Genomic DNA, 21,144 nt, shown 5'->3' with positions numbered 1-21,144 from the left:
CCATCGCGGGGAATATATGACAACTGCGGAAGTGCGCATCTGTTGAGGAAGTGAGCCACCGTGCCTGATCCAGACACTGCGAAGCACCAGACCGAGCCTATGCGGCTCGCGGATTTTATCCGTGCAAACGTCGACCCGATCGTCGCGGAGTGGGTAAAGTTTGCGCAAACGCGTACGCCAGCCAGCGACAGCATGACGAAGTTCGCCCTGAAGGACCACATAGTCGAGCTTCTCAAATTCATCGCCGATGATCTTGAATCTCCCCAATCCAAAAATGAGCAGGTCCGAAAGTCTCGTGGCCTCGGTGTCGAACACGGCGAGTTTGCCCGGAGTGCGGCAGAAATTCATGCTTCGCTAAGACTGTCCGACGGCTTCAACATCGATCAGATGGTCTCGGAATACCGTGCGTTGCGGGCAAGTGTCGCGAAGCTGTGGGCGGCCTCCAGCCAGGTCCTCTCCGCGACCGACCTTGAAGATGTGACCCGTTTCAATGAGGCAATCGACCAGGCCATGACGGAGTCGGTCGCCGAGTATACGAAAACGGTCGATCAGTCCCGGGACCTATTCCTCGGCGTACTGGGGCACGATCTGCGAAATCCGATCGGGGCCGCCTTGATGGCCGCGAGATCGATTGTCAAGCGCGGCGTGGCCGACAGCAAGGAGAGCATGCTTTCGGGCCAGATCGCGTTATCGATGGAACGGGCGATTTTCATTCTCGATGATCTTCTTGAAGTTACGCGCTCTGCCTTCGGTTCGGAATTGCCACTCGTCCGAACGCCCATGAAAATGGGGGAGCTTGGCACGCAGCTCGTTGAAGAGATGCGCACGCTTTCTGGGGGCAAGCGGATCGAGATCGAAATCGAGGGCGATACGCAGGGCGAGTGGGACAGGTCCAAGATGGGACAGGTGTTTTCGAACCTGATTGGAAACGCTCTCCAATACAGCCCCAGCGACAGCGCCATAACTGTCACGATCACCGACCAGGGGGACCGGGTTCTGATCTCCGTGCACAACGAGGGCGACCCAATTCCTCTAGACAAGCAGAAGACGATTTTCGAGTCCCTGACGCGTGGCAAGGATAGTGGCTCCGAAAGCGCCGGATCGACCCACCTCGGGCTGGGACTTTTTATAGCGCATAAGATCGTAATTGCGCACGGTGGAAAGATTTCGGTGGATTCAGCACAGGAACGGGGGACGACGTTTTCCGCAGCTCTGCCGAAGCGCTGCGCCGACGACTACCGATTAAAATCAGAGTCCCGAGAGAATGCAGCGCAAGATGCGTAATTCGGACCCTTGGTTGCGCTCCGATGTGAGTTCAGGTCCAGCGAAGCATCCGCACATTACCCGAATGTTCGTTATATGAGGCTTGCTTCCCCGAAGCCGCCTGTCCGCATTCTCCACCAGGTGGAGCCGTAAATTGCTGTGCCGGTTTGGCTGGGAGTTGACGGTCCGCCTTCGGGACGAGGTTACCGAAAAGCGGCCATTCCGCTGGCGACCCCATAAGTGCTGTTCGGGGTTAGTTGGTCATTTTTGCTCACGAAGCCATTGATTTGGCGGCACGCCGGCAACATTCTGGAATAAGGCAAAATCGAGCCGGAATCGACCGCCGCACGGGGCCGGTACGCCCTATCCGGTTCGGGCTCGAGAACGGTTCACAATTCCCCAATACGGCCTGTTCGGCTATCATTCGGGGCAGATGTTGGAACTCATCTGGGGAATGTCAGATTATATGCTGCGAAGCTTATTCACAATTATCGTGCCTAGACCGGCAAACGTTGAATGACAGGGGCATCACCGGAGACTGACTGTGTCTGATGTCACGATCGTCGATCGCGACAATGTAGACGTCCATTCGCGCGGGCTGCCGCTGCAGCTGCGTCTGGCGTTGCGTTTCATCGCCCGGTTCGAGTGCGGTCGCCTGGAGATCGGTCTTCCCGACGGCCGGCGCTACGCTGTTGTCGGCCGGCAGGAGGGACCTTCGGCGGTCATCGAAATCCGTGATCCGCACTGTGCCTGGCGGATGTTGGCCGGCGGCGACCTGGGTGCCGCGGAGGGCTATTTGCGCGGTGAATGGGACACCCCGGACCTGTCCCGGTTGTTGTATCTGTTTGCCCGCAACAGCGAACCCGCCAACGAGTTCTTGAGCAGCAACCGCCTCGTGCGCATGTGGCAGCGCTTCGGTCATTGGCGGCGGCGCAATACGCCGCGCCAGGCACGGCGCAACATCCACGCCCATTACGACCTCGGCAATCGCTTCTACGCCGCCTGGCTCGATCCCTCGATGACCTATTCCTCGGCGATCTATGGTGCCGGGGCCGACGATCTGAAGGCCGCCCAGGAGCGGAAGTACCGCACCCTTGCCGAAGGCATCGGCCTGGCGCCAGACCAGCGTGTGCTGGAAGTCGGCTGCGGTTGGGGGGGCTTTGCTGAATTCGTCGCCCGAACCTATGGTGCGCGTGTCACGGCCTTGACCATCAGCCGTGAGCAGCACGACTATGCCAGCCGCCGGATCTTCGAGGCCGGACTTTCGGAGCGCGTCGAGATCAAGTTCCAGGACTATCGCGAGGCGGCGGGGCTGTATGACCGCATCGCCTCCATCGAGATGATCGAGGCTGTCGGCGAAGCCCACTGGCCGCGCTATTTCGCCCAGCTCCGCAACCGCCTCGGCCCCGATGGGCGGGTTGGCATCCAGGCCATCACCATTCAGGATCGGCTGTTCGCGGAGTACCGGCGCAGCGTGGACTTCATTCGCGGCTATGTCTTCCCCGGCGGCATGCTGCCGGCGCCGCAGGTGCTGGTCGACTTAGGCCGCCGGCACGGGCTCGCGCTGGCCGGCGAGAGAGTCTTCGGCCAGGATTATGTCCGCACGCTCAGCGACTGGCGCACCCGTTTCCGCTCCGCCTGGCCGTCGATCGAACAGATGGGCTTCGACGAGCGCTTCCGGCGGCTCTGGGAATACTATCTCGCCTATTGCGAGGCCGGCTTCCGGTCCGGCACGATCGACGTTCGCCAGATGGTATTCGCCCGCCAGAGCTGACAAGAAGGACAGCGCCGCTACTCCTTCGCCCGCTTCAGGAGTTCGTCAAGGCGGGGCATGATTTCGATGAACCGCAATCTCCCGCTTCCTCGTAGTGAAGCGATAAAGGGGCCGCGCGAAATCAAAGGCAACAAGCAGCCGATTGTGACCTGATCAGTTACGATCGCCGACGGATTGGTCAGCGCCATCTCCATCTTAACCGACAGGCCTTGATTTGGGCGAACGATTGACTTGCCGTCGCCTGCCAGGCCGGAACTGGGTCCAGAGGCGACCGATATGACTCAAGCGGCATCCGGAGGCCCCGACGTGGAATGCCTGTGGCCCTTCACCTCGGCCGCGTGCCACTCAAGGAAGAGGCTGTAGGCGATCGCCAGCGCGGCGAAGATCCTGTCGAACACACCCAGCCGGCTCCAGCGAATGAAGCGGTTGTAGAGCGTCTTGTGCGGTCCATATGCCGTCGGCGCGTCCTTCCACTGCAGGCCAGTCCTGATCACATAGACGATGCCGCTCACCACACGTCGGTCATCAACCCGCGGAACGCCATGGGATAGCGGGAAATACGGCGCTGTCCGCGCCATCTGGCGCTCGCTCAGCAGAAACAAAGCACTCATCACGGCCTCCTTCATTGGAGATCGTGAATCACATCTCACAACCAAATTAATAGGTCCTGAGGCTAGCTAAGGCCTCATGCGCGTCGAGCTTCGAATGCGATGGTTGGTGCCTGTGATCATCCCCGGGCCAAGTGCTCGAAGAGCCTCGCGACCGCCTCCGCTCCAGGGTCTACGTTGCCTTGAAGCTGATGAGCACCGATATATGAGGCTCTGCCGACACGCGCCTTCGACATTGACGCGGTTGCGTCCGCGCCCTGGCGCGCCGACGCAGCAGCGGCGGCGAATCCCTGGGGGAGCGTGTCGAGCGCTGGCGCGAGCGCATCGACCATTGTCCGGTCGCCGCGCTCCGCACCCCCGATTTCCTGCATGCGCGACAGCCCGGCCTTGAGGGCTTGGCCCATGGGCTCGCCGCTAGATGCCGCATCCCCAGCGGCGGCGAAGAAGATCGCAAGCAGAACTCCGGACGAGCCACCCATGGTCTGGCTGAGTTCCTGGCCGATGGCGCGCAGAAGCTGGGTGTGGTCGGACAAAGGCAACTGGTCCATGCGCTCCAGCAGCGCACGCGCGGCGCCGGCAAGAGTCGACCCGGTATCGCCGTCACCGGTCTTCGCGTCGAGCGCATTCAGTTCCGATTCTGCCTCGATCAGGACATTGCAGCATCGGGAGAGAAACTCCCGCGTCGGCGCGTGATTTGAGGGCATGGGCTTGATGGGCATCAGCCCATCGGGAAGCGGGGCGACAGCGACTTCCGAAAGACCGGCAACACCCGGCCATGCGGCGATCGGTGTCGCTGCCTGGAGGAGACGCAGGTTCTCCTCACTTGCCGGCAAGACCGAGATCGAGAAACCGCGCATGTCGAGCGATGTCATCATGAATGCTGGCCCGACGATCCCCTCAAGCCGCGCCCCAATCGAGGATTGCGCGAGTTCATGGACCAACACCCCCATTTCAAGCATGGAGGTGCCGCCGAGATTGTTGAGAAGAGCCACATGCGGGCCGTCGGGCATGACAGCCGACAGCTTCTCGCACATGGCGCCGACCGCCGCCTTGGCGTTGGAGAACGGAACCTGCTCAACCCCGGCTTCACCGTGGATACCAAGCCCGAGTTCGGCCATGCCTTCGGGAATTCGCTCCTCCTTGGCGGCACCTGGAACGCGACATGTATCGAGTGACATGCCGATGCTTTTTGTGCCTTCGATCACCCGCTCAGCGGCTTTCGCGACTGTTGCGAGATCCGCGCCCTGCTCGGCCAGGGCACCGGCGATCTTGTGCACGAACAACGTACCGGCCAGGCCACGCGCCTGCGGCAAATCGGGAAGCGCGATATCGTCGTCGACAATCACCATGGACACCTTGTGTCCGAATGCGCGGGCACGCTCGACGGCAAGGCCGAAGTTCAAACGGTCGCCGGTGTAGTTCTTGACGATGACGAGGCAGCCTGCCGGCCCTGTGACGGCGAGGATACCGGCCAGCACGGCGTCGACCGATGGTGAGGCGAACACGTCACCGCAGACAGCGGCCGTCAGCATGCCTTCACCAACGAATCCAGCATGGGCCGGCTCATGGCCGGAGCCTCCACCGGAAACCAGCGCAACCTTGTCCTTCTTCCAATCCTTGCGGACCACCACACGGATATGCGGGTAGCCGTCGAGCCTCACGAGCCGGCCTCCGGAAGCCGCCACCACGCCGTCCACGGCCTCGGTAACGATGTCTTCCTTGCGGTTCAAAAACTGAGTCATCTTCAAATTCTCCTAGACGACGCGCGCGCCGTCGGCGTCAAAATAGTAAGCGTCCTGTGGCCGTACCTTCACCACGTCTCCCGGCTTGAGCGAGGTATGCGGGTCGGTGACCGTCACCAGATCATGTTGCTTGAAAGCGAGATGAAGGCGCGTCTGGTCACCAAGCCGCTCGACACGCACCACCGAACTCTCTTCACCCTCGCCCTGTACGATGTGTTCCGGCCGCAGCCCGATGGTACGAGCGCCAGTCGGAGCACCGGCGAATATATCAGCAGGCAGAAGATTGATGCGCGGCTGGCCAAGGCGACTGGCGGCATAGACGCTGACCGGGTTTTCGTACACATCCCTCGGCGAGCCGAATTGCGCCAGACGACCATGGTCGAGGACGCCGACATGGGTGGCCATGGTCATCGCCTCGACCTGATCGTGCGTCACATAGAGAAGCGTTGCGCCCGATTGCGCCTGTATACGTTTGAGTTCGATACGCAGCTCCGCACGAAGCTTGGCGTCGAGCGAACTCAACGGCTCATCCATCAGATAGATCGCTGGCTTGCGCACCAGCGCGCGTCCGATCGACACGCGCTGCATTTCGCCGCCGGAAAGCGCGGTCGCCTTGTTGTCGAGCTTATGAGCGATGCGCAGCACTTCCGCCACGTCCCGCACTTTGCGCTCCATCTCTTCCCTCGGCGTCTTGAGCAGAGGTGATTTGAGCGGGAACTCCAGGTTCTGACGCACCGTGAGATGCGGATAGAGCGAGTATTGCTGGAACACCATGGCGACATCGCGCTGCGCTGGCGTCAGGTCGAGCACGGAGCGCCCGCCAATGAGGATTTCACCGCTGTCGGGATGTTCCAATCCCGCCACAATGCGCAGCGTCGTCGTCTTTCCGGCGCCAGTCGGTCCCAGCAGCACCACCAGGGAACCATGCGGTACGGTCAATGAAACATCGTCGAGAGCCTTCTGGCCGCCGAAACTCTTGGAGATGCTGCGCAGGATCACTTCAGCCATGAGTGAGCACTCCCCTATTGGCTTCCGAAACAAGCGCCCGCCCGGTTTCCGCGTCGAAGACGGTGAGCGTGCGCGAATCAAGCGTCAGCCCGACCCTTTCTCCCACCGCAACCGGGTCGGCCGCAGAAAGCCGCGCCTTCATCGCACCATTCGGCGTCTCCAAGGATACGATCTGGGTGGTGCCCAGATACTCCGTCGCAGTGACTTCTCCTCTGTAGGGGGACGCGTCATCGAGGCGGATATGCTCCGGGCGCACTCCAAGAGCCAGCTTGCCTTCCGCGCCTTCGAGGAGCTCTGGAACCTTCATCGTCGTTCCGTTGAGGTTGACGGCGGCCGCACCAATGCCCAACACGGATTCGAAGCGCAGAAAATTCATCGATGGGGAGCCGATGAAATCGGCCACGAACATGGTTGCCGGCCAGTCATATATGTCCTGCGGCACCCCGAATTGCTCAACCACGCCATGGTTCATCACCACGATCTTGTCCCCCATCTGCATGGCTTCGAGCTGGTCGTGAGTCACGTAGACCGTTGTCGCGCCCATCCGATCATGCAGGTTGCGCAATTCATGAGCCATATGCTCTCGGAATTCGGCATCAAGGGCGCCGAGCGGCTCGTCCATGAAGAACGCCTTGGGTTCGCGCACGATCGCTCGCCCAAGAGCCACGCGCTGCCGGTCGCCGCCGGACAGTCCGCCAACAGGCCGGTCGAGGATGTTTTCTATGCCCAGAATGCCGGCGACCTCCGCCACTTTCTTCTTGACCTGTGCCCTCGGCGCGCCCTGGCTTACCAGCGGATAGGAGATGTTCTTGCGCACACTCATGTGCGGGTAGAGCGCGAACATCTGGAACACGAAGGCGATGTCCCGCTGGTTCGCCCGCTTTTGACTCACTTCCTCGTGGTCGATGAAAATTTCGCCTGAAGTCGGCAGTTCCAGCCCCGCCATCATCCGAAGCGTCGTCGTCTTGCCGCAGCCCGAGGGGCCGAGCAGCATGAAGAATTCGCCATCCTCGATCGTGAAGCTGGAGGATTGCACGGCGGTGAAGTCGCCGAATTCCTTGCGCAGATTTCTGATCTCGATCCTGGCCATCATCTACTCCGGAAAGTGCGAAACGATGATGAAGCCGACCGTCCCGACGAGCAGGACGATAAAGCTGTAGGTGTAGGCCCACAGAAAAAACGGCTGCATCAGCATCACGACCCCAAGTCCGATCAAGATGCTGGCACCCAGCTCCCATGGACCACGCACCAAGATCCGGCGGGCATTGCGTTGCTTCCGGCCGTCATGACCGGATGTGCGGGTGGTGTCGGACAGGCTCATTTGCGCACGGCTCCGAAGGTAATGCCGCGAAGGAGGTGTTTGCGCAGCAGGATGGTGAAGACCATGACAGGCACCAGGAACAAGGTGGCGCCTGCGGCCACTGCCGGCCAGTCCTGACCGCCCACGCCGATGATGGTCGGGATGAAGGGCGGTGCGGTCTGCGCCGTGCCGGAGGTCAGAAGTACGGCGAAAGCGTATTCGTTCCAGGCAAAGATCAGGCAGAAGATGGCGGTGGAGGCGATGCCGGTGGCGGCCTGCGGCAGCACCACCTTGTAGAAGGCCTGGAATCGCGTGTAACCGTCAATGAGTGCCGCTTCCTCATATTCGACCGGAATCTCGTCGATGAACCCCTTCAGCAGCCACACCGACAGCGACAGGTTGACCGCCGTATAGAGCAGGATCATGCCCAGATGCGTGTCGTTCAGCCCCAGGTGCCGGTACATCAGGAAAATGGGGATGGCGACGGCGATCGGCGGCATCATGCGCGTCGACAGGATGAAGAACATCAGATCGTCCTTCAACGGTACCTTGAAGCGCGAGAAGGCGTAAGCGGCGATGGTGCCGAGGAACACCGACAGGAAGGTCGAGCCAAAGCCGATGATGATGGAGTTGAGGAAGCGCTCGCCGTAACGCGACGGCCCGACGATCACCATGTCGTACTTGCGCACGATGCTGTCATACCAGGTTTGCGGTTCGCCCAGCTGCTCCAGCGTATCGGCGCTGGCGCGAGTGCGCGTGGTGAACAGGTTGACGTAACCCTCAAGCGTCGGATCGAAGACAACCTTCGGCGGATAAGCGATCGCGTCCGAGGGTGTCTTGAAGCCGGTGGCTATGATCCAGGCCAGCGGCATGAGGGTGACGGCCGCATAGAGGATCACGAGAAAGCCGGCGAACAGCTTCTGGCGATCGGACGGTTCCGTTACTGAGAAACTCATCTCTCTTTCACCTTGTTCAAGGCTTTCACATAGATCGAGGCGAGGCCGAAGACGGTCACGAACAGAATCACCGCGTAGGCCGAGGCAAAGCCCGTGTGCCACTTTTCGAAGGCTTCACGTTTGAGGTTGATGGAGGTGAGTTCGGTCGTGGAGCCCGGCCCACCACCGGTCAGCTGCACTACCAGATCGAACATCTTGAAATTCTCGATGCCGCGGAAAAGCACGGCCAGCATCAGGAACGGCAACACCATCGGAATGGTGATGGTCCAGAACTGGCGCCACTTGCTGGCACGGTCGCATTCCGCCGCCTCATAGATGCTTTCGGGGATGGAGCGCAAACCGGCGAGGCAGATCAGCATGACGAAGGGCGTCCACATCCAGGTGTCGACGATGACGATAGCCCAGGGTGCCAGCGCCACCTCGCCGATCATCGAGAAGCTGGACGGGTCGGCACCGGTCAGGAACCCAATCACGTAGTTGAACAGGCCGATCTGCGGCTGGTACAGAAATGTCCAGAAATTACCCACCACCGCCGGCGAAAGCATCATCGGCAGCACGATGACGGTGGTCCAGAGATCGCTTCCGCGGAACTTCTTGTTGATCAGATAGGCGAGTGTGAAACCAATCAGCACCTGAAACGCAATTGTCCAGAAAAGAAAGTGTGCGGTCGCCTGCATCGTGCCCCAAATGTCGCTGTCGGTCAGGATGCGCTCGTAATTGCGCGAGCCCACGAATTCCGCTTCGCGGTTGGGACGATTGACCCTGAAATTGGTGAAGCTCAGCCAGACTGTCCAAATCAGCGGGAAGATGTTGATGGCGAGCAGCAGCGCGATCGTCGGAGTGACGAAAATCCAGGCTATCGCGCGGTCGGACAAGCCTCTGACACGACGCACGACGCTACGCGGTGTCGCCTCGGCGACACGCTCTATCGGTGAGATGGACATTGTCTGGCCTTCATCCTGAAGCGAACGGGGGTGATGCCGGAATCGGGTCCGGCATCACCGGGAAGCGTATCGCGCGTCAGTATTTGCCTTCGTCCTCGAAGACCTCGGTCCAGTCCTCAGCGAGCCTGTCCAAGGCCTCCTGCGCCGTTCCGTTGCCGGCGACGACATAGTCGTGGACGCGGTCCTGCATGGCGAGCAGAAGCGAGGCATAGGCCGGCTCGGCCCAGAAATCCTTCACGATGGCCATGGAATCGAGAAAGGTCTGCGCGTAGGGCTGACTGGAGGCAAAGCCGGGATCCTCGACCACCGCCTTAAGCGCCGAGTAACCGCCCGACTGCCACCATTTCTGCTGAACTTCGGGCTGGGCGAACCACTTGATGTATTCAAGCGCCGCATCCTGCTTGTCCGAATAGGAGACAACCGAGATGCCCTGGCCGCCGAGCTGCGCGAAATGGCCGTCCGGACCTTTCGGATTGGCGAAATAGCCCGACTTTCCACCACCGACATTCGGGTCCGCTTCGACACCCGGCCAGATAAAGGCGAAATTCATCTGCAACGCCACCTGCCCCGATTTGTAGGCATCGATATTTTCCGACATGTACCAGTCCGAGGAGCCGGGCGGCGTACAGCAATCATAGAGCTCCTTGTAGAACTCCAGCCCCTTCACCGCGCCTTCGGAATTGACGAAGCCGTCAAGTTCATAGGGCTTTTCGGGGTTTTCATACTGGAAGCCGTAATTGTAGAGGGCGTTGGTCACACCCATCGTAATACCTTCGGAGCCGCGCTCGGTGTAGATCGCAGCACCATAGACCTTGCGCCCGTCGATCTCGCGTCCCTGGAAGAACTCTGCGACCTCCTTCAACTCGGCCAATGTCTCGGGAGCGGCCAGATCACGCCCATACTTCTCCTTGAATTCCGCCTGGATCTCGGGCCTGTCGAACCAGTCCTTGCGGTAGGTCCAGCCAACCACGTCGCCAAAGGCCGGCAGCGCCCAGTAATTCGGCGTCCCCTTCGGCCACTCTGAATAGCCGGTCACCGTCGCGGGAATGAAGTCATCCATGGTGATGCCTTCTTTCTCGAAGAAGTCGTTCAACTTCACGTAATGACCGCTTTCGGCCGAGCCGCCGATCCACTGGCTGTCGCCGATCATAAGATCGCAGAGTTGGCCACCGGAATTAAGCTCGTTGAGCATGCGGTCGGCAAAATTCGGCCACGGCACGAACTCGAATTTCATTGTATGACCCGACTGCTGTTCGAAGTCCTTGGACAATTCCACCAGCGCGTTGGCCGGGTCCCACGCGGCCCAGCAGAGCGTCAGTTCGTCCGCGTTCGCGGGCGCCGAAACAGCGAGTCCGGCGGCAAGGCTGCCGGCGGCAACGGAATTCACGATCTTGGTTTTCATGCGCATATCTTCCTCCCAAGCCGCCCCAGTTGGAGAAGCGGCGCACGCCTTTAAGGCGCTATTATCTGCGCGAGGAGCCCAGGCGTCTCCTGGCAGGTCCCCTCCCTCAGCACTTCCGGCAGCGCGGCCAACAATCCTCACATCCGCCGCCTGCATGAAACTAGACATAAATGAGGTGCGTACCTCATATCAAGTTCTTTTTGAGGTGCGTACCTCATTTTTCTTGCCATCAATGCCAGCTTGGCTGATAACGGCTCGCCGTTGCGTGGAGTTTAGGAGCGGGAATGCGTCCCACCACAAAGGATCTTGCCAGAGCGGCGGGCGTTAGCCTGGCGACAGTAGACCGCGTCCTGAACGAGCGCCCGAATGTCAGCGACCGTTCGGTGCGCAAGGTGCATGATGCCATCGAGCGTATCGGATTCGAGCGGAATCTCGCCGCGGTCAATCTCGCCCGCAGCAGGACCTACCGATTCCACTTCGTGCTGCCGGAGCGTGGCGACCAGTATCTTGCGGAACTGCTCGCCGAAGTCGACGCGGCGCGCGCGACCCTGAAATCCGACCTCGTCGAGGTCAACGTCATGCGGCTTGACATCGAAGACCCGCATGCTGTCGCCAACCAGCTCTCTTCCCTCGATCCCGGGGAGGTGGACGGTGTGGCGGTCATGGCGCCCGAATCCCCGCAGGTGCGCGACGCGGTAATGCGCCTCAATGAGCGCGACATTCGCGTCGTGCAGTTCCTGTCGGGCCAGGCAAATCTGGGGCATCACGACTTCGTGGGCATCGACAACGTCGCGGCGGGCGCAACCGCAGGACGCCTGGTCGGACGGTTCAGCAGTGGACGCCATGGCCGGATCGCGGTGATCACTGAAACCATACAATCGCAGGACAGCCTCAAGCGTCGACTGGGTTTCGACCGGGTGATCAACCAGGGATTCCCCGCTCTCCAATGCCTGCCCACGCTGGAGACGCATGGAGACGCCGGGCGTGCCGAGCGCATTATCCGGCAGACCTTCGCCAACTATCCCGACATCGTCGCAGTCTACATCATGAGTTCGGAAGCACGCGTGCCGCTCGAAGCCGTATCGCGCTACGCCGCACTCGAGAATCTCGTGGTGGTCGCCCATGAGCGGACCCCGTTCAACGAACAGGCTCTGCGTGATGAGCGCATCGACGCGATCATCGCCCAGAATCCGGGGCACGCCGTGCGTAGCGCCCTGCGCATCCTACGCGCCCGCGCCGATAAGCGTCAGCCTTTCGCCGCCCAGGAAAAAATGCGGATCGAAATCCTGCTGGCGGAAAATCTGTAGCTTACCAACTCCTGTGCACAATTCGATCCGGTCGAGCAGGTCTGGCAATGTCTGCGCGCCAGCTTCGCCTTCAACTGCGTCTGCGACACATACGACTTCATCATCAACCGCCTGCGACGCATGGCGAAACTGCTCGCCCAGGTACGGACGATCACTTCAATCGGAATGAGCAATTGGACGCAGACCGGTCAATTGTGGGGCTGTCGGCCGAGGACGACATCCTCACTTGGGGTTTTACAGCAGAGCGGGGGAGTAATCGTCTTGCCGGTTCCATTGACGCACCCGAGGTGGGCCTGAAGGGCGGTCGGCGCATACGCGTTGGTGAGCAGGTTCATGAGGTGGTTTGTGCCAAGTCTCTTGGCTACATCATCCAGGAGCCTGTAGCGGGGTAATCCGCTGTTAGCCCTTCGAACACCTGTGGTACGGAATATGGTGCGGATGCCTTCACGCGCCGTTACGGGCGGCGGCGGATGTGGACGGTTCGCCGCCGCCGCCTTATCCAAAAAAACACCTGAGATGACGACCGCGCGGAAAGCAGGCGAGGCCCATGTAGTACATGATGATGATGATGGCGATATGCCGTGCTGACGATCCCGACCAGCAAGTCCAAACTTACTCGTACAATCGTCGCTTTGCTCTAAAGTCAGTGTCAAAATTCCAGAAATCAGCGTCCGGCTACAATGCGGCGAAGAAGCTGATTGTTTGTGGACCGTGAGAAGGCTTTGAATGGCTCTCAAACGACTATCGAGCGGAACCGCGCTGCTGAAAAACCCGGTGTCAAAATTGAAAATCGCGCTGACCGGCTACACTTAGGTACGTTCTGTTACCTATGTCTCCGGGTCGTACAGGGGATTGGTGGTAGCGGAGGAGGGACTCGAACCCCCGACACAAGGATTATGATTCCTCTGCTCTAACCAACTGAGCTACTCCGCCGCATCGGATGCCGATGAGGCCGGCGCCCGAGAGGACGGGCGGATATAAGGTTCTGTTCTGGACTGTGTCAAGCTGTACGCCGGCTCGTTCAGCCATTTTTGCGGGGTGACGCTCACGGCCGGTGGCGATGCGCGCAGACCACCTCGGGCGAACGCTTTTCGGCTCGAAGGCAGCGCCCTCGCCTGCCGCCTTTCAATGGCCGCGAGCGGGCGCGGCAGTTCGGATCGCGTGCGGTGCCTGCGCCGGCTGCGGCCCTGGCGGAGGGTTCCATGCGGCACCTTATCCGCTCAGTGTCCGAGCGAGGGCAGCCACAGCGCGATCTGCGGGATGAAGGTCACGGCCAGAAGGGCTGCCAGCAACACGGCCAGGAAGGGAGCAGCCTCGCGCGTGAACTTGGCGATTGAGACACCCGTCACCGAGCAGGCGACGAACATCAGGGTGCCGAGCGGCGGCGTCATGCCGCCGATGGTGAGGTTGAGCACCATGACGATGCCGAAATGCACCGGGTCGATGCCCAGTGCCGTGATCACCGGCACGAGGATCGGTGTGAGAAGGATGAGAACCGCCGTACCCTCGATCAGCATGCCCACGCCAAGCAGAAGCACATTGATGAGCAGCAGGATGAGAACCGGGTTTTCCGTCAGGCCGGCGATGAAATTCGCGGCCTGCTTTGGGATGCCCACCCAGGACATGTAGAAACCGAAGGCGTTGGCTGCGCAGATGATCAGCATGATGGCGGCCGTGGCAAGCACGCTCTGCGAAAGCACCTTGGGAATCGAACGCCAGCTCAAGCCCCGATAGACAAGGCCGACGGCGATCGAATAGACGACGGCGACGGCGCCCGCTTCCGTGGCGGTGAACAGACCGAAGCGGATTCCGCCGACCACCCCGACGGGGATGAGAAGCGCCAGCCAGGCGCCCTTGAATGCTTCCCAGCGCTCCTGCCAGGAGGCGCGTTTTGCGCGCGAGGGCAGGTAGCCGCGGCGGCGCGCGATCACCCATGCCGCGATCATCAGGAGGATGGCGAGCAGAAGCCCGGGCAGGATGCCCGCCAGGAACAGCGCGCCGATCGAGACATTGGCGAGAAAGCCGTAGAGGATGAGGCCGATGCCGGGGGGAATGGTCGCCGCGATGATAGAGGAAGAAGCGGTGACCGCCGCGGAATAGCCGACATCGTAACCCCGGCGTGCCATCTCCGGCACTAGGAGCTTCGACTGCACGGCGGTGTCGGCGTTGGCCGAGCCCGACATGCCGCTCAAAAGCGTGCTGAGAACGATGTTCACCTGCGCCAGCCCGCCCGTCACGTGTCCCGTCAGGGTCTCGGCGAGATGGAGCATGCGGCGCGTGATGCCCGCCTCGTTCATGATCGCACCGGCCAGGATGAAGAAGGGCACGGCCAGAAGCGGAAAGGACTGGGTCGCGGCGATGAATCGCTGGACGAAGACCTGGACCGGCATCGCGCCGGAAACGACGAAGAAGGCCAGCGCCGCAATGCCGATCGCGAAGGCGACCTGCACGTTGAAGGCGAGCAGCACAAGCAGGGTAGCAACCGGCAGATAGTCCATGCTAGCCTGCCTCCTCCGCTTCCTGCGGCGGATAGGCGATGGTCCCGTCGGTGCTGCGCCAGACCGCGAAGAGCTGCAGGATGGCGTGAACCAGCATCAGGAACAACGCCGCCGCAATGCCCGCATAGACATAGGCGAAGGAGATACGCAGCACCGGCGAAGGCCGGTTGAACGACTGTGCCGAGAGCAGGCCGGCAAGGTAGAACGTATAGCCGAGAAAACCGATCACGAGCGCAAGCGAAAGAAGCGTGGCGGCTTTGCGCGCCGTCGCCGGCAGCATGTCGACGAAGATCGGAATGGCGATGTGCATGCCGCGCCGCATCGCCGCCGCCGCACCGAAGAAGACCACCCAGGCAAAGGCGATGGACGACAGCTCTGTCGTCCATACGGCCGGCTGGGAGACGACGTAGCGCGTCAGCACGCCCCAGGCCACGCTGGCGACCACCACCACAAGTGCAAGACAGGCCACGCCCAGGTCGAGATTTGCCGCTCCGCGCCGCAGCATGCGCATCATCCTTCCTGATCGGGAAAACGGGAGAGCGGCGGATACGCGCTCTCCCTTGGATCCGGGTTAGTCCGCGAGGATCTCCGACACCCGCTCGTAAAGGCCCGGCGTCCAGTCGGGAAAGGCCCCGTAGACTGATTCGGTTGCCTGCCGGAACGCCGCCTCGTCGACGTCGCGCACGATGGTCACGCCCTCGGCCTCCAGCTTGCCGGCATAGTCCTCTTCGGAAGCGATGACGAGGTCCGTCATGTAATCGCCGGCCTCGATGGCCGACCGGGTCAGCGCCTCCTGCACCTCCGGCGGGAAGGAGGCGAACAGGTCGGCATTCATGACGAGGCCGACAAAAGCCTTGAAATGCCCGGTCATCGAGACGGTCTTGGCCGGCTCGTAGAGCTTCGAGGCATGGAGCGCGGCAAGCGGCGCCTCGGCGGCCTGGACGACGCCGGTCGACAGGCCGGTATAGACCTCCGGCCAGGCGAGCTGCACGCCGCGGCCGTTCATGGCCTCGATGGTCTCGATCCACATCGTGTTCGGCGGCACGCGGATCGTCAGGCTCTCCATGTCGGCGGGCGTGCGGATCTCGCGGTCGGAGATGACGTGCCGGGCGCCGAAGAACCAGTTGGTCGCAAGCAGCTCGAATCCCGCGCTCTCGCGCAGATCGTCCTTCATCCCGGCAAAGAGGTCGGACTCCAGGATCTTGGAGAAATCGCGCGGGTCCGACAGGAGATAGGGCCCGTTCAGAATGCCGAAGTCCGGCACGTAATCGGACAGATAACCCGGATCGGAGTTCTGGATGACCGGCGCGCCGATCTTGACCTGCTCGTAGACCTCCTGGTTGCTGCCAAGCTCGCCGTTGGGATGGACCGTGATGGTGACCGCGTCTCCGACCTTCTCCTCCACGGCCTCGACGAAGAACTCCATCGCTTCGTAGATCGGCTCGCCGGTCGATGAGACGGTGGCCAGCCGTAACTCGATCTGTGCCAGTGCCGGCGTGGCGGCGAAGGCCAGCGCCCCTGCACCAATGAGCAAACGCATCATATTTCGCATAACTCTTCCCAATCCCGTGTCCAATTCGTGGAGGGAGTGACAGCCGTCGAAAAGCATATGCAGAAAGCGACAACTTCCTGACGCCGCTCCTCCCCTGTCCTCAGAATGGATTATTCATACGTAATTTTCAAGTTCATATATAAAAAATATAAATGGAGGTGCGGGCCAAAGGCCAGATCTGCCGCTTTGCGCAGCTTCCGGCTCGCGTTGGTGCATGGCCGCGAGCGCCACTCATTTCCGGGATTGCCGCTGGTGCTTGACGGCTCCACCGGCGCGATTGGCCTTGTGAACAGGGCAGACCGACCCGCGCAAGTTCTCGAAAAAACACTCGTCTGACCAAAACCAGAAATATGCATCATGCGGATTGATTAAAACTTTTTGGTGCAATACCATTTCGTCTGCACGGCTGGTCATCATCTTCAGGTGACACCGTTGCGGCCACATCAGCCAGGTCTCGGAGAGGAACGATGGAATCCGCAATCGACAAGCATCTTCAATGCCCAAGAGCACTTTCCCGCCGCGTGGCCGACGATTACGAACCGCCATTCCCGATGTGGGTCGCCAGAGCAAAGGAAGATCTCTGTCAGGTCGTGATGGGTTACTTTGGGGTTCAATATCTCGGGGCGGAGAAAAAAGAGACGGCGATGGCCGCGCTGCGTCGCATCGTCAGCGATTTCGCCCTCCCTGACGGACCCGGCCACTATGACCTGACATGCCACCAGGACGCCCAGGGATACGAGAATTTGATGGCTGTTGGCTACTGGCGCGATCCGAACGCATACAAGCGATGGCTGTCTTCGCCGGTGGTGTCCAGCTGGTGGGAATCGGAGGATCGGCTGCAGGAGGAAGTTGGCTATTTCCGAGAGATCGTGGCCCCTCGCGCAGAGCAGTTCGAAACCCTTTACGCCTTCAGAGAACAGCTGCCCGGCGTCGGTGCAATCATGGACGGTATCAGCGGCGAAGTCCAGGAACATGGCTATTGGGGCTCGATGCGCGACCGATTTCCGATTTCCCAAACCGACAGGATGCAGCCGTCCGGCAAGCTTGAAATGATTGAAGGCAACCCGCAAAGCCAGGGAAGGGTGATCATTCGTGGGCACGACAATATCGCGCTCATCCGATCAGGTCAGGATTGGGCGGAGACGGAGGGGGATGAGCGCGATCTTTATCTCCGAGAAATCGAGCCGACACTTCGAGCCGGCATGGATTTCCTCCGCGACAACGGCAAGGAGGTCGGCTGCTACAGCAACAGATATGTGCAATATATCGACCTTGACGGCTCCCGGTTGGAAAAGAGCTATAACATAGGCCACTGGCGGTCACTTGATCTGCTTGAGCGCTGGGCGGAAGCGCACCCCACACACCTTCGAATTTTCACCACCTTCTTCCGTGTCGCGGCTGATTTATCGAAGCTTCGGCTCTATCACGAAGTCTCCGTGTTCAACGCAAGCGACCAACTTTACGAATACGTTAATTGCCACCCCCAAACGGGAATGATGCGTGACGCAATGGTCCCGGATGGATGAAAGATCAATGCACCAGCGGCGCGACCCGCGCTTCGAGGTGGCGCGCCAGATTGAGCGCCGTCATCTCTGAGGATTTCGGGTTCGTGGCCAGCGGCTCGTTTTCGAGCCGTACGTGCAGCGCGCCGAAAGCGCCTGCAGCGTGCAGTTCATGCGCATTGCGCCGTGCCGACGGGTCGGCGACGAGCAGGACGCGCGTCCGGTCGAGGCCGATGCCGGCGAGCGCCGAAATGACGGCGACATTGGCATTCTGCGGAAAGCGGTCCGCCGCCTGCCTGGCACTCCCCTGAAAGAAGGTGACGGCGTCCTCGACGCGGTCGAGGTCGACGAGGGTTTCCGCCTGCGTGCCCCGCCACGCTTCCGGCGGCTTGACGATGGTATGCTCGACCGACTCCAGCGGCAGGAGGGCGGCCGCCGAAAGCGCATCGACGCCGCCAAGCGCACCCGGCGGCACCGCGATGCGGCCGCCGCTTTCCTCGGCGAGGTCGATCAGCCGGCGAAGCAGCCGCTCGTCGCAAAAGGCACTGGAGGACGAGACCACGAAATCCCGGCCCGCCCGCAGCGCGGCCTCGCCCCACGGCGCCACGGCGCCACGGCCCGCCGCCTCCACGACCACATCCACGTCGAGCCCGTCGAGTTCCTCGGGCCGCGCGATGAGACGCGCACTGTCAGGCAGATCATCCCTTGCCTGTGCCGTATCGCGCACCGCAACGGCGACGATCTCGATACGGTCCTCGTCGCGGGCGCGCAGGAGCTCTGCCACGCGCCGGCCGATCGCACCCCATCCCACGAGGCACAGGCGCAGTCTGTGCGGCTTTCCTTCAGATCCCGACATAGGCGCGCACCCGGTCCGCATCCCGCTCGATGTCCGCCGCCGTCCCGGACCATACCGTCCTGCCCTTTTCGAGGACGTAATGACGATCTGCGATCCGCTTGAGGATCGCAAGGTTCTTGTCAATGAGCAGGATCGACTGGCCCGTCTCCTTCAACGCCTCGATGCAGTGCCAGATCTCGCGGCGGATGACCGGCGCCAGCCCCTCCGTTGCTTCGTCCAGGATCAGAAGCCGCGGATTGGTCATCAGCGCCCGGCCGATGGCCAGCATCTGCTGCTCGCCGCCCGAAAGGGTTGACGCCCCTTGCTGTGCCCTTTCGCGCAGGCGCGGGAAAAGCGCATAGATGCGATCGAGTGTCCACGGCTCCGCCCGCTTGAGCCGGTTGGCGGCGGTGGCGACGAGGTTCTCGCGCACCGACAGCGTGGGGAAGACCTGCCGTCCCTCCGGCACGAGACCGACGCCGAGCCGGGCGATCGCTTCAGGCGCCGCGCCGCCGATCGGCCGGTCGGCGAAGGTCACCGTCCCGCCGTCCGGCTTCAGAAGACCCATGATGCACTTCACCGTCGTGGTCTTGCCCATACCGTTGCGCCCGAGCAGCGTCACCACCTCGCCATCGGCGATCTCGAGTCCGACATCGAAAAGCACCTGGCCCGACCCGTAGGCCGCCTGCAGACCGCTGACGCTCAGCACAATTCGTCTCCTTCGCCCAGATAAGCGGCGCGGACGTCCGGGTTGTTGCGGATCTCTTCCGGGTTGCCCGTGGCGATGATGCGGCCGTAGACGAGCACCGAGATGCGGTCCGCCAGGGCGAACACCGCATCCATGTCGTGCTCGACGAGCAGGATGCTCGTCCTGCCTTTGAGGCCACCCAGGACCTCGATCATCTGCCGGCTTTCCGCATGGCCGAGCCCGGCCATCGGTTCGTCGAGCAGCAGAAGGCGCGGCTTCGTCGAAAGAGCGACGACGAGCTCGAGCTGCTTGCGCTCGCCATGGGAGAGATTCGCCACCGGGACCTCCGCCCGGTTCGCCAGCCCGGCTTCGCTCAGAAGGTCCACCGAGCGGTCGACCAGGCCCGCGTCACGATGCACATTGCGGAAAAAGCGGAAGCTGTGCCCCTCGCTCACCTGCAGCGCAACGAGAACGTTCTCGAGCACCGTGTAGTCGGGCAGAAGGCAGGTCACCTGAAAGGACCGCGCCAGCCCCCGTGAGACGCGCGCATGGGTGGGAAGGCCGTTGATCGGCCGGCCCTGGAGGGCGATCTCCCCGGCATCCGGGCGCAACTCGCCGAAAAGCTGGGCGATCAGCGTCGTCTTGCCGGCACCGTTGGGACCGATCAGGGCGTGGATCTCGCCGGGCTCGACGGTGAGGTCCACCATGTCGGTCGCCACGAGGCCGCCGAAACGCTTGCTGAGGCCGCGGACTTCAAGCACGGGACCGGTCATGGCCGCCCTCCCCCGAGCCGGCGGACAAGCGCATCCACGCCGCCTTGCGTGTAGAGCACCACGAAAAGCAGCACCAGGCCGACGCCGAGCTGCCAGTGTTCCGTCCAGGAGGCGAGCATCGATTCCAGCACCAGGAACACCGCCGCGCCGATCACCGGACCGAACAGCGTGCCGACGCCGCCAAGAATGACCATGATCATCAGCTCGCCCGATTTGGTCCAGTGCAGCATGTCCGGGCTGGCATAGCGCAGGAAGTTCGCCATCAGCGCCCCGGCAAGCCCCGCGCCCATGCCCGAGATGACGAAGGCGGCGAGTTTATAGCGATAGACGGGCAGGCCGATCGCCGCCATCCGCCGCTCGCTCTGGCGCAGGCCTACGAGCACGTTGCCGAAACGCGAATTGACGAGCCGCCACAGGAGGAGAAAGAACCCGGCGGCGATGGTAAGGCACACGTAGTACATGGTCGGCCGGTCGCGCAGGTTCAGCCCCAGCGCCTCGTTGGCGCGGCGAATGATCAGCCCGTCGTCGCCGCCATAGGCCTTCAGCGAGACAAAGAGGAAGAAGAGCATCTGCGCGAAGGCGAGCGTGATCATGATGAACTGCACGCCGCTGGTGCGCAACGAGAGGGCGCCGATCAGCCCCGCCGCAAGCCCGCCGACAAGTATGGCCGCCGGGACCGTCACGAGGAACTGGTCCGTGCCGGGAATGAAGCCGAGAAACGGCGTGCCGTCCATGTAGTGCTGGTAGAGGATTCCCACGACATAGCCGCCGATGCCGAAGAAGGCGGCGTGCCCGAAGCTGACCATGCCGCCATAGCCCAGCACCAGGTTGAGGCTCGCCGCGGCGATGCCGTAGATGATGATGCGCGTGGCCAGTGACGTCATGGCCGGTTGGCCGGCGACCTCGGCGATCAGGGGCAGTGTGAGAAGGACGGCGGCGCCGAAGACCGCAAGCACTTGCACTGTTCTCGATGCTGTCATTGACGTGTTCCC

The 21,144-nt window shown here is 61.8% G+C and carries 18 protein-coding genes, 1 tRNA gene and 1 pseudogene; 4 read left to right on the top strand and 16 right to left on the bottom strand.

What is annotated here, in order from left to right; genetic code table 11:
• Positions 1–60 precede the first annotated feature (60 nt).
• Positions 61–1,284: a sensor histidine kinase gene (locus SIN08_RS11575; protein WP_322451728.1), complete on the top strand. Its 1,224-nt coding sequence runs from the start codon at positions 61–63 to the stop codon at positions 1,282–1,284.
• Between the two features lie 523 nt (positions 1,285–1,807).
• Positions 1,808–3,037 carry a cyclopropane-fatty-acyl-phospholipid synthase family protein gene (locus SIN08_RS11570; RefSeq protein ID WP_322451727.1) on the top strand — a complete coding sequence of 410 codons (1,230 nt, stop codon included), beginning with the start codon at positions 1,808–1,810 and terminating at the stop codon, positions 3,035–3,037.
• Positions 3,038–3,405: 368 nt separating this feature from the next.
• Here the strand turns inward: SIN08_RS11570 and SIN08_RS11565 are convergent.
• The 8 genes and pseudogenes from SIN08_RS11565 to SIN08_RS11530 all read right to left on the bottom strand — a co-directional run.
• A pseudogene (locus SIN08_RS11565) lies at positions 3,406–3,648 on the bottom strand (transposase); the annotation flags it as partial.
• A gap of 116 nt (positions 3,649–3,764) precedes the next feature.
• Positions 3,765–5,387, bottom strand: coding sequence for a dihydroxyacetone kinase subunit DhaK (locus SIN08_RS11560; RefSeq protein ID WP_322451726.1), 1,623 nt, complete (start codon positions 5,385–5,387; stop codon positions 3,765–3,767).
• A gap of 12 nt (positions 5,388–5,399) precedes the next feature.
• Complete coding sequence (locus tag SIN08_RS11555; RefSeq protein WP_322451725.1) at positions 5,400–6,395, bottom strand: ABC transporter ATP-binding protein; 996 nt, start codon at positions 6,393–6,395, stop codon at positions 5,400–5,402.
• A complete protein-coding gene (locus SIN08_RS11550) occupies positions 6,388–7,485 on the bottom strand; it encodes an ABC transporter ATP-binding protein (protein ID WP_322452148.1) in 1,098 nt (365 codons plus the stop codon). Before SIN08_RS11550 ends, SIN08_RS11555 begins: the two co-directional genes overlap by 8 nt.
• Positions 7,486–7,488: 3 nt before the next feature.
• Positions 7,489–7,716: a hypothetical protein gene (locus SIN08_RS11545; RefSeq protein ID WP_322451724.1), complete on the bottom strand. Its 228-nt coding sequence runs from the start codon at positions 7,714–7,716 to the stop codon at positions 7,489–7,491.
• On the bottom strand, positions 7,713–8,651 hold the full coding sequence (locus tag SIN08_RS11540; RefSeq protein WP_322451723.1) for a carbohydrate ABC transporter permease: 939 nt from the start codon (positions 8,649–8,651) through the stop codon (positions 7,713–7,715). Before SIN08_RS11540 ends, SIN08_RS11545 begins: the two co-directional genes overlap by 4 nt.
• A complete protein-coding gene (locus tag SIN08_RS11535; RefSeq protein WP_322451722.1) occupies positions 8,648–9,595 on the bottom strand; it encodes a carbohydrate ABC transporter permease in 948 nt (315 codons plus the stop codon). The genes SIN08_RS11540 and SIN08_RS11535 overlap by 4 nt, the downstream gene beginning before the upstream one ends.
• Before the next feature lie 76 nt (positions 9,596–9,671).
• Complete coding sequence (locus SIN08_RS11530) at positions 9,672–10,997, bottom strand: ABC transporter substrate-binding protein (RefSeq protein WP_416208054.1); 1,326 nt, start codon at positions 10,995–10,997, stop codon at positions 9,672–9,674.
• Positions 10,998–11,281: 284 nt separating this feature from the next.
• Here SIN08_RS11530 and SIN08_RS11525 point away from each other — a divergent pair, with 284 nt between their 5' ends.
• Positions 11,282–12,304: a LacI family DNA-binding transcriptional regulator gene (locus tag SIN08_RS11525; RefSeq protein ID WP_322451720.1), complete on the top strand. Its 1,023-nt coding sequence runs from the start codon at positions 11,282–11,284 to the stop codon at positions 12,302–12,304.
• Between the two features lie 856 nt (positions 12,305–13,160).
• Here the strand turns inward: SIN08_RS11525 and SIN08_RS11520 are convergent.
• The 4 genes from SIN08_RS11520 to SIN08_RS11505 all read right to left on the bottom strand — a co-directional run bounded on the left by SIN08_RS11520 (position 13,161) and on the right by SIN08_RS11505 (position 16,345).
• A tRNA-Met gene (locus tag SIN08_RS11520) sits at positions 13,161–13,237 on the bottom strand.
• A gap of 287 nt (positions 13,238–13,524) precedes the next feature.
• The gene (locus tag SIN08_RS11515; RefSeq protein WP_322451719.1) at positions 13,525–14,802 is read right to left on the bottom strand and encodes a TRAP transporter large permease; all 1,278 of its coding nucleotides are present in this window, start codon (positions 14,800–14,802) and stop codon (positions 13,525–13,527) included.
• A gap of 1 nt (position 14,803) precedes the next feature.
• Positions 14,804–15,307 carry a TRAP transporter small permease gene (locus SIN08_RS11510; protein WP_322451718.1) on the bottom strand — a complete coding sequence of 168 codons (504 nt, stop codon included), beginning with the start codon at positions 15,305–15,307 and terminating at the stop codon, positions 14,804–14,806.
• Between the two features lie 66 nt (positions 15,308–15,373).
• Positions 15,374–16,345 (bottom strand): C4-dicarboxylate TRAP transporter substrate-binding protein, encoded by a 972-nt coding sequence (locus SIN08_RS11505; protein WP_322451717.1) that lies wholly within the window; start codon positions 16,343–16,345, stop codon positions 15,374–15,376.
• A 476-nt stretch (positions 16,346–16,821) separates the two neighbouring features.
• Here SIN08_RS11505 and SIN08_RS11500 point away from each other — a divergent pair, with 476 nt between their 5' ends.
• Positions 16,822–17,880 carry a phenylacetaldoxime dehydratase family protein gene (locus SIN08_RS11500; RefSeq protein ID WP_322451716.1) on the top strand — a complete coding sequence of 353 codons (1,059 nt, stop codon included), beginning with the start codon at positions 16,822–16,824 and terminating at the stop codon, positions 17,878–17,880.
• A 4-nt stretch (positions 17,881–17,884) separates the two neighbouring features.
• Here SIN08_RS11500 and SIN08_RS11495 read toward each other — a convergent pair whose 3' ends face one another.
• The 4 genes from SIN08_RS11495 to SIN08_RS11480 are packed head-to-tail and all read right to left on the bottom strand — an operon-like array spanning position 17,885 to position 21,132.
• Positions 17,885–18,712, bottom strand: a complete 828-nt coding sequence (locus SIN08_RS11495) for an aspartate dehydrogenase (protein WP_322451715.1) — start codon at positions 18,710–18,712, stop codon at positions 17,885–17,887.
• Entirely contained in the window at positions 18,699–19,400 is a 702-nt protein-coding gene (locus tag SIN08_RS11490; RefSeq protein ID WP_322451714.1) for an ABC transporter ATP-binding protein, read from the bottom strand. Before SIN08_RS11490 ends, SIN08_RS11495 begins: the two co-directional genes overlap by 14 nt.
• Positions 19,394–20,152: an ABC transporter ATP-binding protein gene (locus SIN08_RS11485; RefSeq protein WP_322451713.1), complete on the bottom strand. Its 759-nt coding sequence runs from the start codon at positions 20,150–20,152 to the stop codon at positions 19,394–19,396. The genes SIN08_RS11490 and SIN08_RS11485 overlap by 7 nt, the downstream gene beginning before the upstream one ends.
• Complete coding sequence (locus SIN08_RS11480; RefSeq protein WP_322451712.1) at positions 20,149–21,132, bottom strand: branched-chain amino acid ABC transporter permease; 984 nt, start codon at positions 21,130–21,132, stop codon at positions 20,149–20,151. Before SIN08_RS11480 ends, SIN08_RS11485 begins: the two co-directional genes overlap by 4 nt.
• Between the last annotated feature and the right edge of the window lie 12 nt (positions 21,133–21,144).

The organism is Chelativorans sp. M5D2P16, from assembly GCF_034427935.1.
Classification (GTDB): Bacteria; Pseudomonadota; Alphaproteobacteria; order Rhizobiales; family Rhizobiaceae; genus Chelativorans.
This window is presented reverse-complemented; position numbering and strand designations above follow the sequence as displayed.

Coding starts and splice junctions, on each gene's coding strand:
- SIN08_RS11540 (WP_322451723.1), bottom strand. CDS start 8,651: ATGAGTTTCTCAGTAACGGAACCGTCCGATCGCCAGAAGCTGTTCGCC.
- SIN08_RS11505 (WP_322451717.1), bottom strand. CDS start 16,345: ATGATGCGTTTGCTCATTGGTGCAGGGGCGCTGGCCTTCGCCGCCACG.
- SIN08_RS11545 (WP_322451724.1), bottom strand. CDS start 7,716: ATGAGCCTGTCCGACACCACCCGCACATCCGGTCATGACGGCCGGAAG.
- SIN08_RS11510 (WP_322451718.1), bottom strand. CDS start 15,307: ATGCTGCGGCGCGGAGCGGCAAATCTCGACCTGGGCGTGGCCTGTCTT.
- SIN08_RS11535 (WP_322451722.1), bottom strand. CDS start 9,595: ATGTCCATCTCACCGATAGAGCGTGTCGCCGAGGCGACACCGCGTAGC.
- SIN08_RS11525 (WP_322451720.1), top strand. CDS start 11,282: ATGCGTCCCACCACAAAGGATCTTGCCAGAGCGGCGGGCGTTAGCCTG.
- SIN08_RS11560 (WP_322451726.1), bottom strand. CDS start 5,387: ATGACTCAGTTTTTGAACCGCAAGGAAGACATCGTTACCGAGGCCGTG.
- SIN08_RS11495 (WP_322451715.1), bottom strand. CDS start 18,712: ATGTCGGGATCTGAAGGAAAGCCGCACAGACTGCGCCTGTGCCTCGTG.
- SIN08_RS11480 (WP_322451712.1), bottom strand. CDS start 21,132: ATGACAGCATCGAGAACAGTGCAAGTGCTTGCGGTCTTCGGCGCCGCC.
- SIN08_RS11530 (WP_416208054.1), bottom strand. CDS start 10,997: ATGAAAACCAAGATCGTGAATTCCGTTGCCGCCGGCAGCCTTGCCGCC.
- SIN08_RS11550 (WP_322452148.1), bottom strand. CDS start 7,485: ATGGCCAGGATCGAGATCAGAAATCTGCGCAAGGAATTCGGCGACTTC.
- SIN08_RS11500 (WP_322451716.1), top strand. CDS start 16,822: ATGGAATCCGCAATCGACAAGCATCTTCAATGCCCAAGAGCACTTTCC.
- SIN08_RS11555 (WP_322451725.1), bottom strand. CDS start 6,395: ATGGCTGAAGTGATCCTGCGCAGCATCTCCAAGAGTTTCGGCGGCCAG.
- SIN08_RS11515 (WP_322451719.1), bottom strand. CDS start 14,802: ATGGACTATCTGCCGGTTGCTACCCTGCTTGTGCTGCTCGCCTTCAAC.
- SIN08_RS11485 (WP_322451713.1), bottom strand. CDS start 20,152: ATGACCGGTCCCGTGCTTGAAGTCCGCGGCCTCAGCAAGCGTTTCGGC.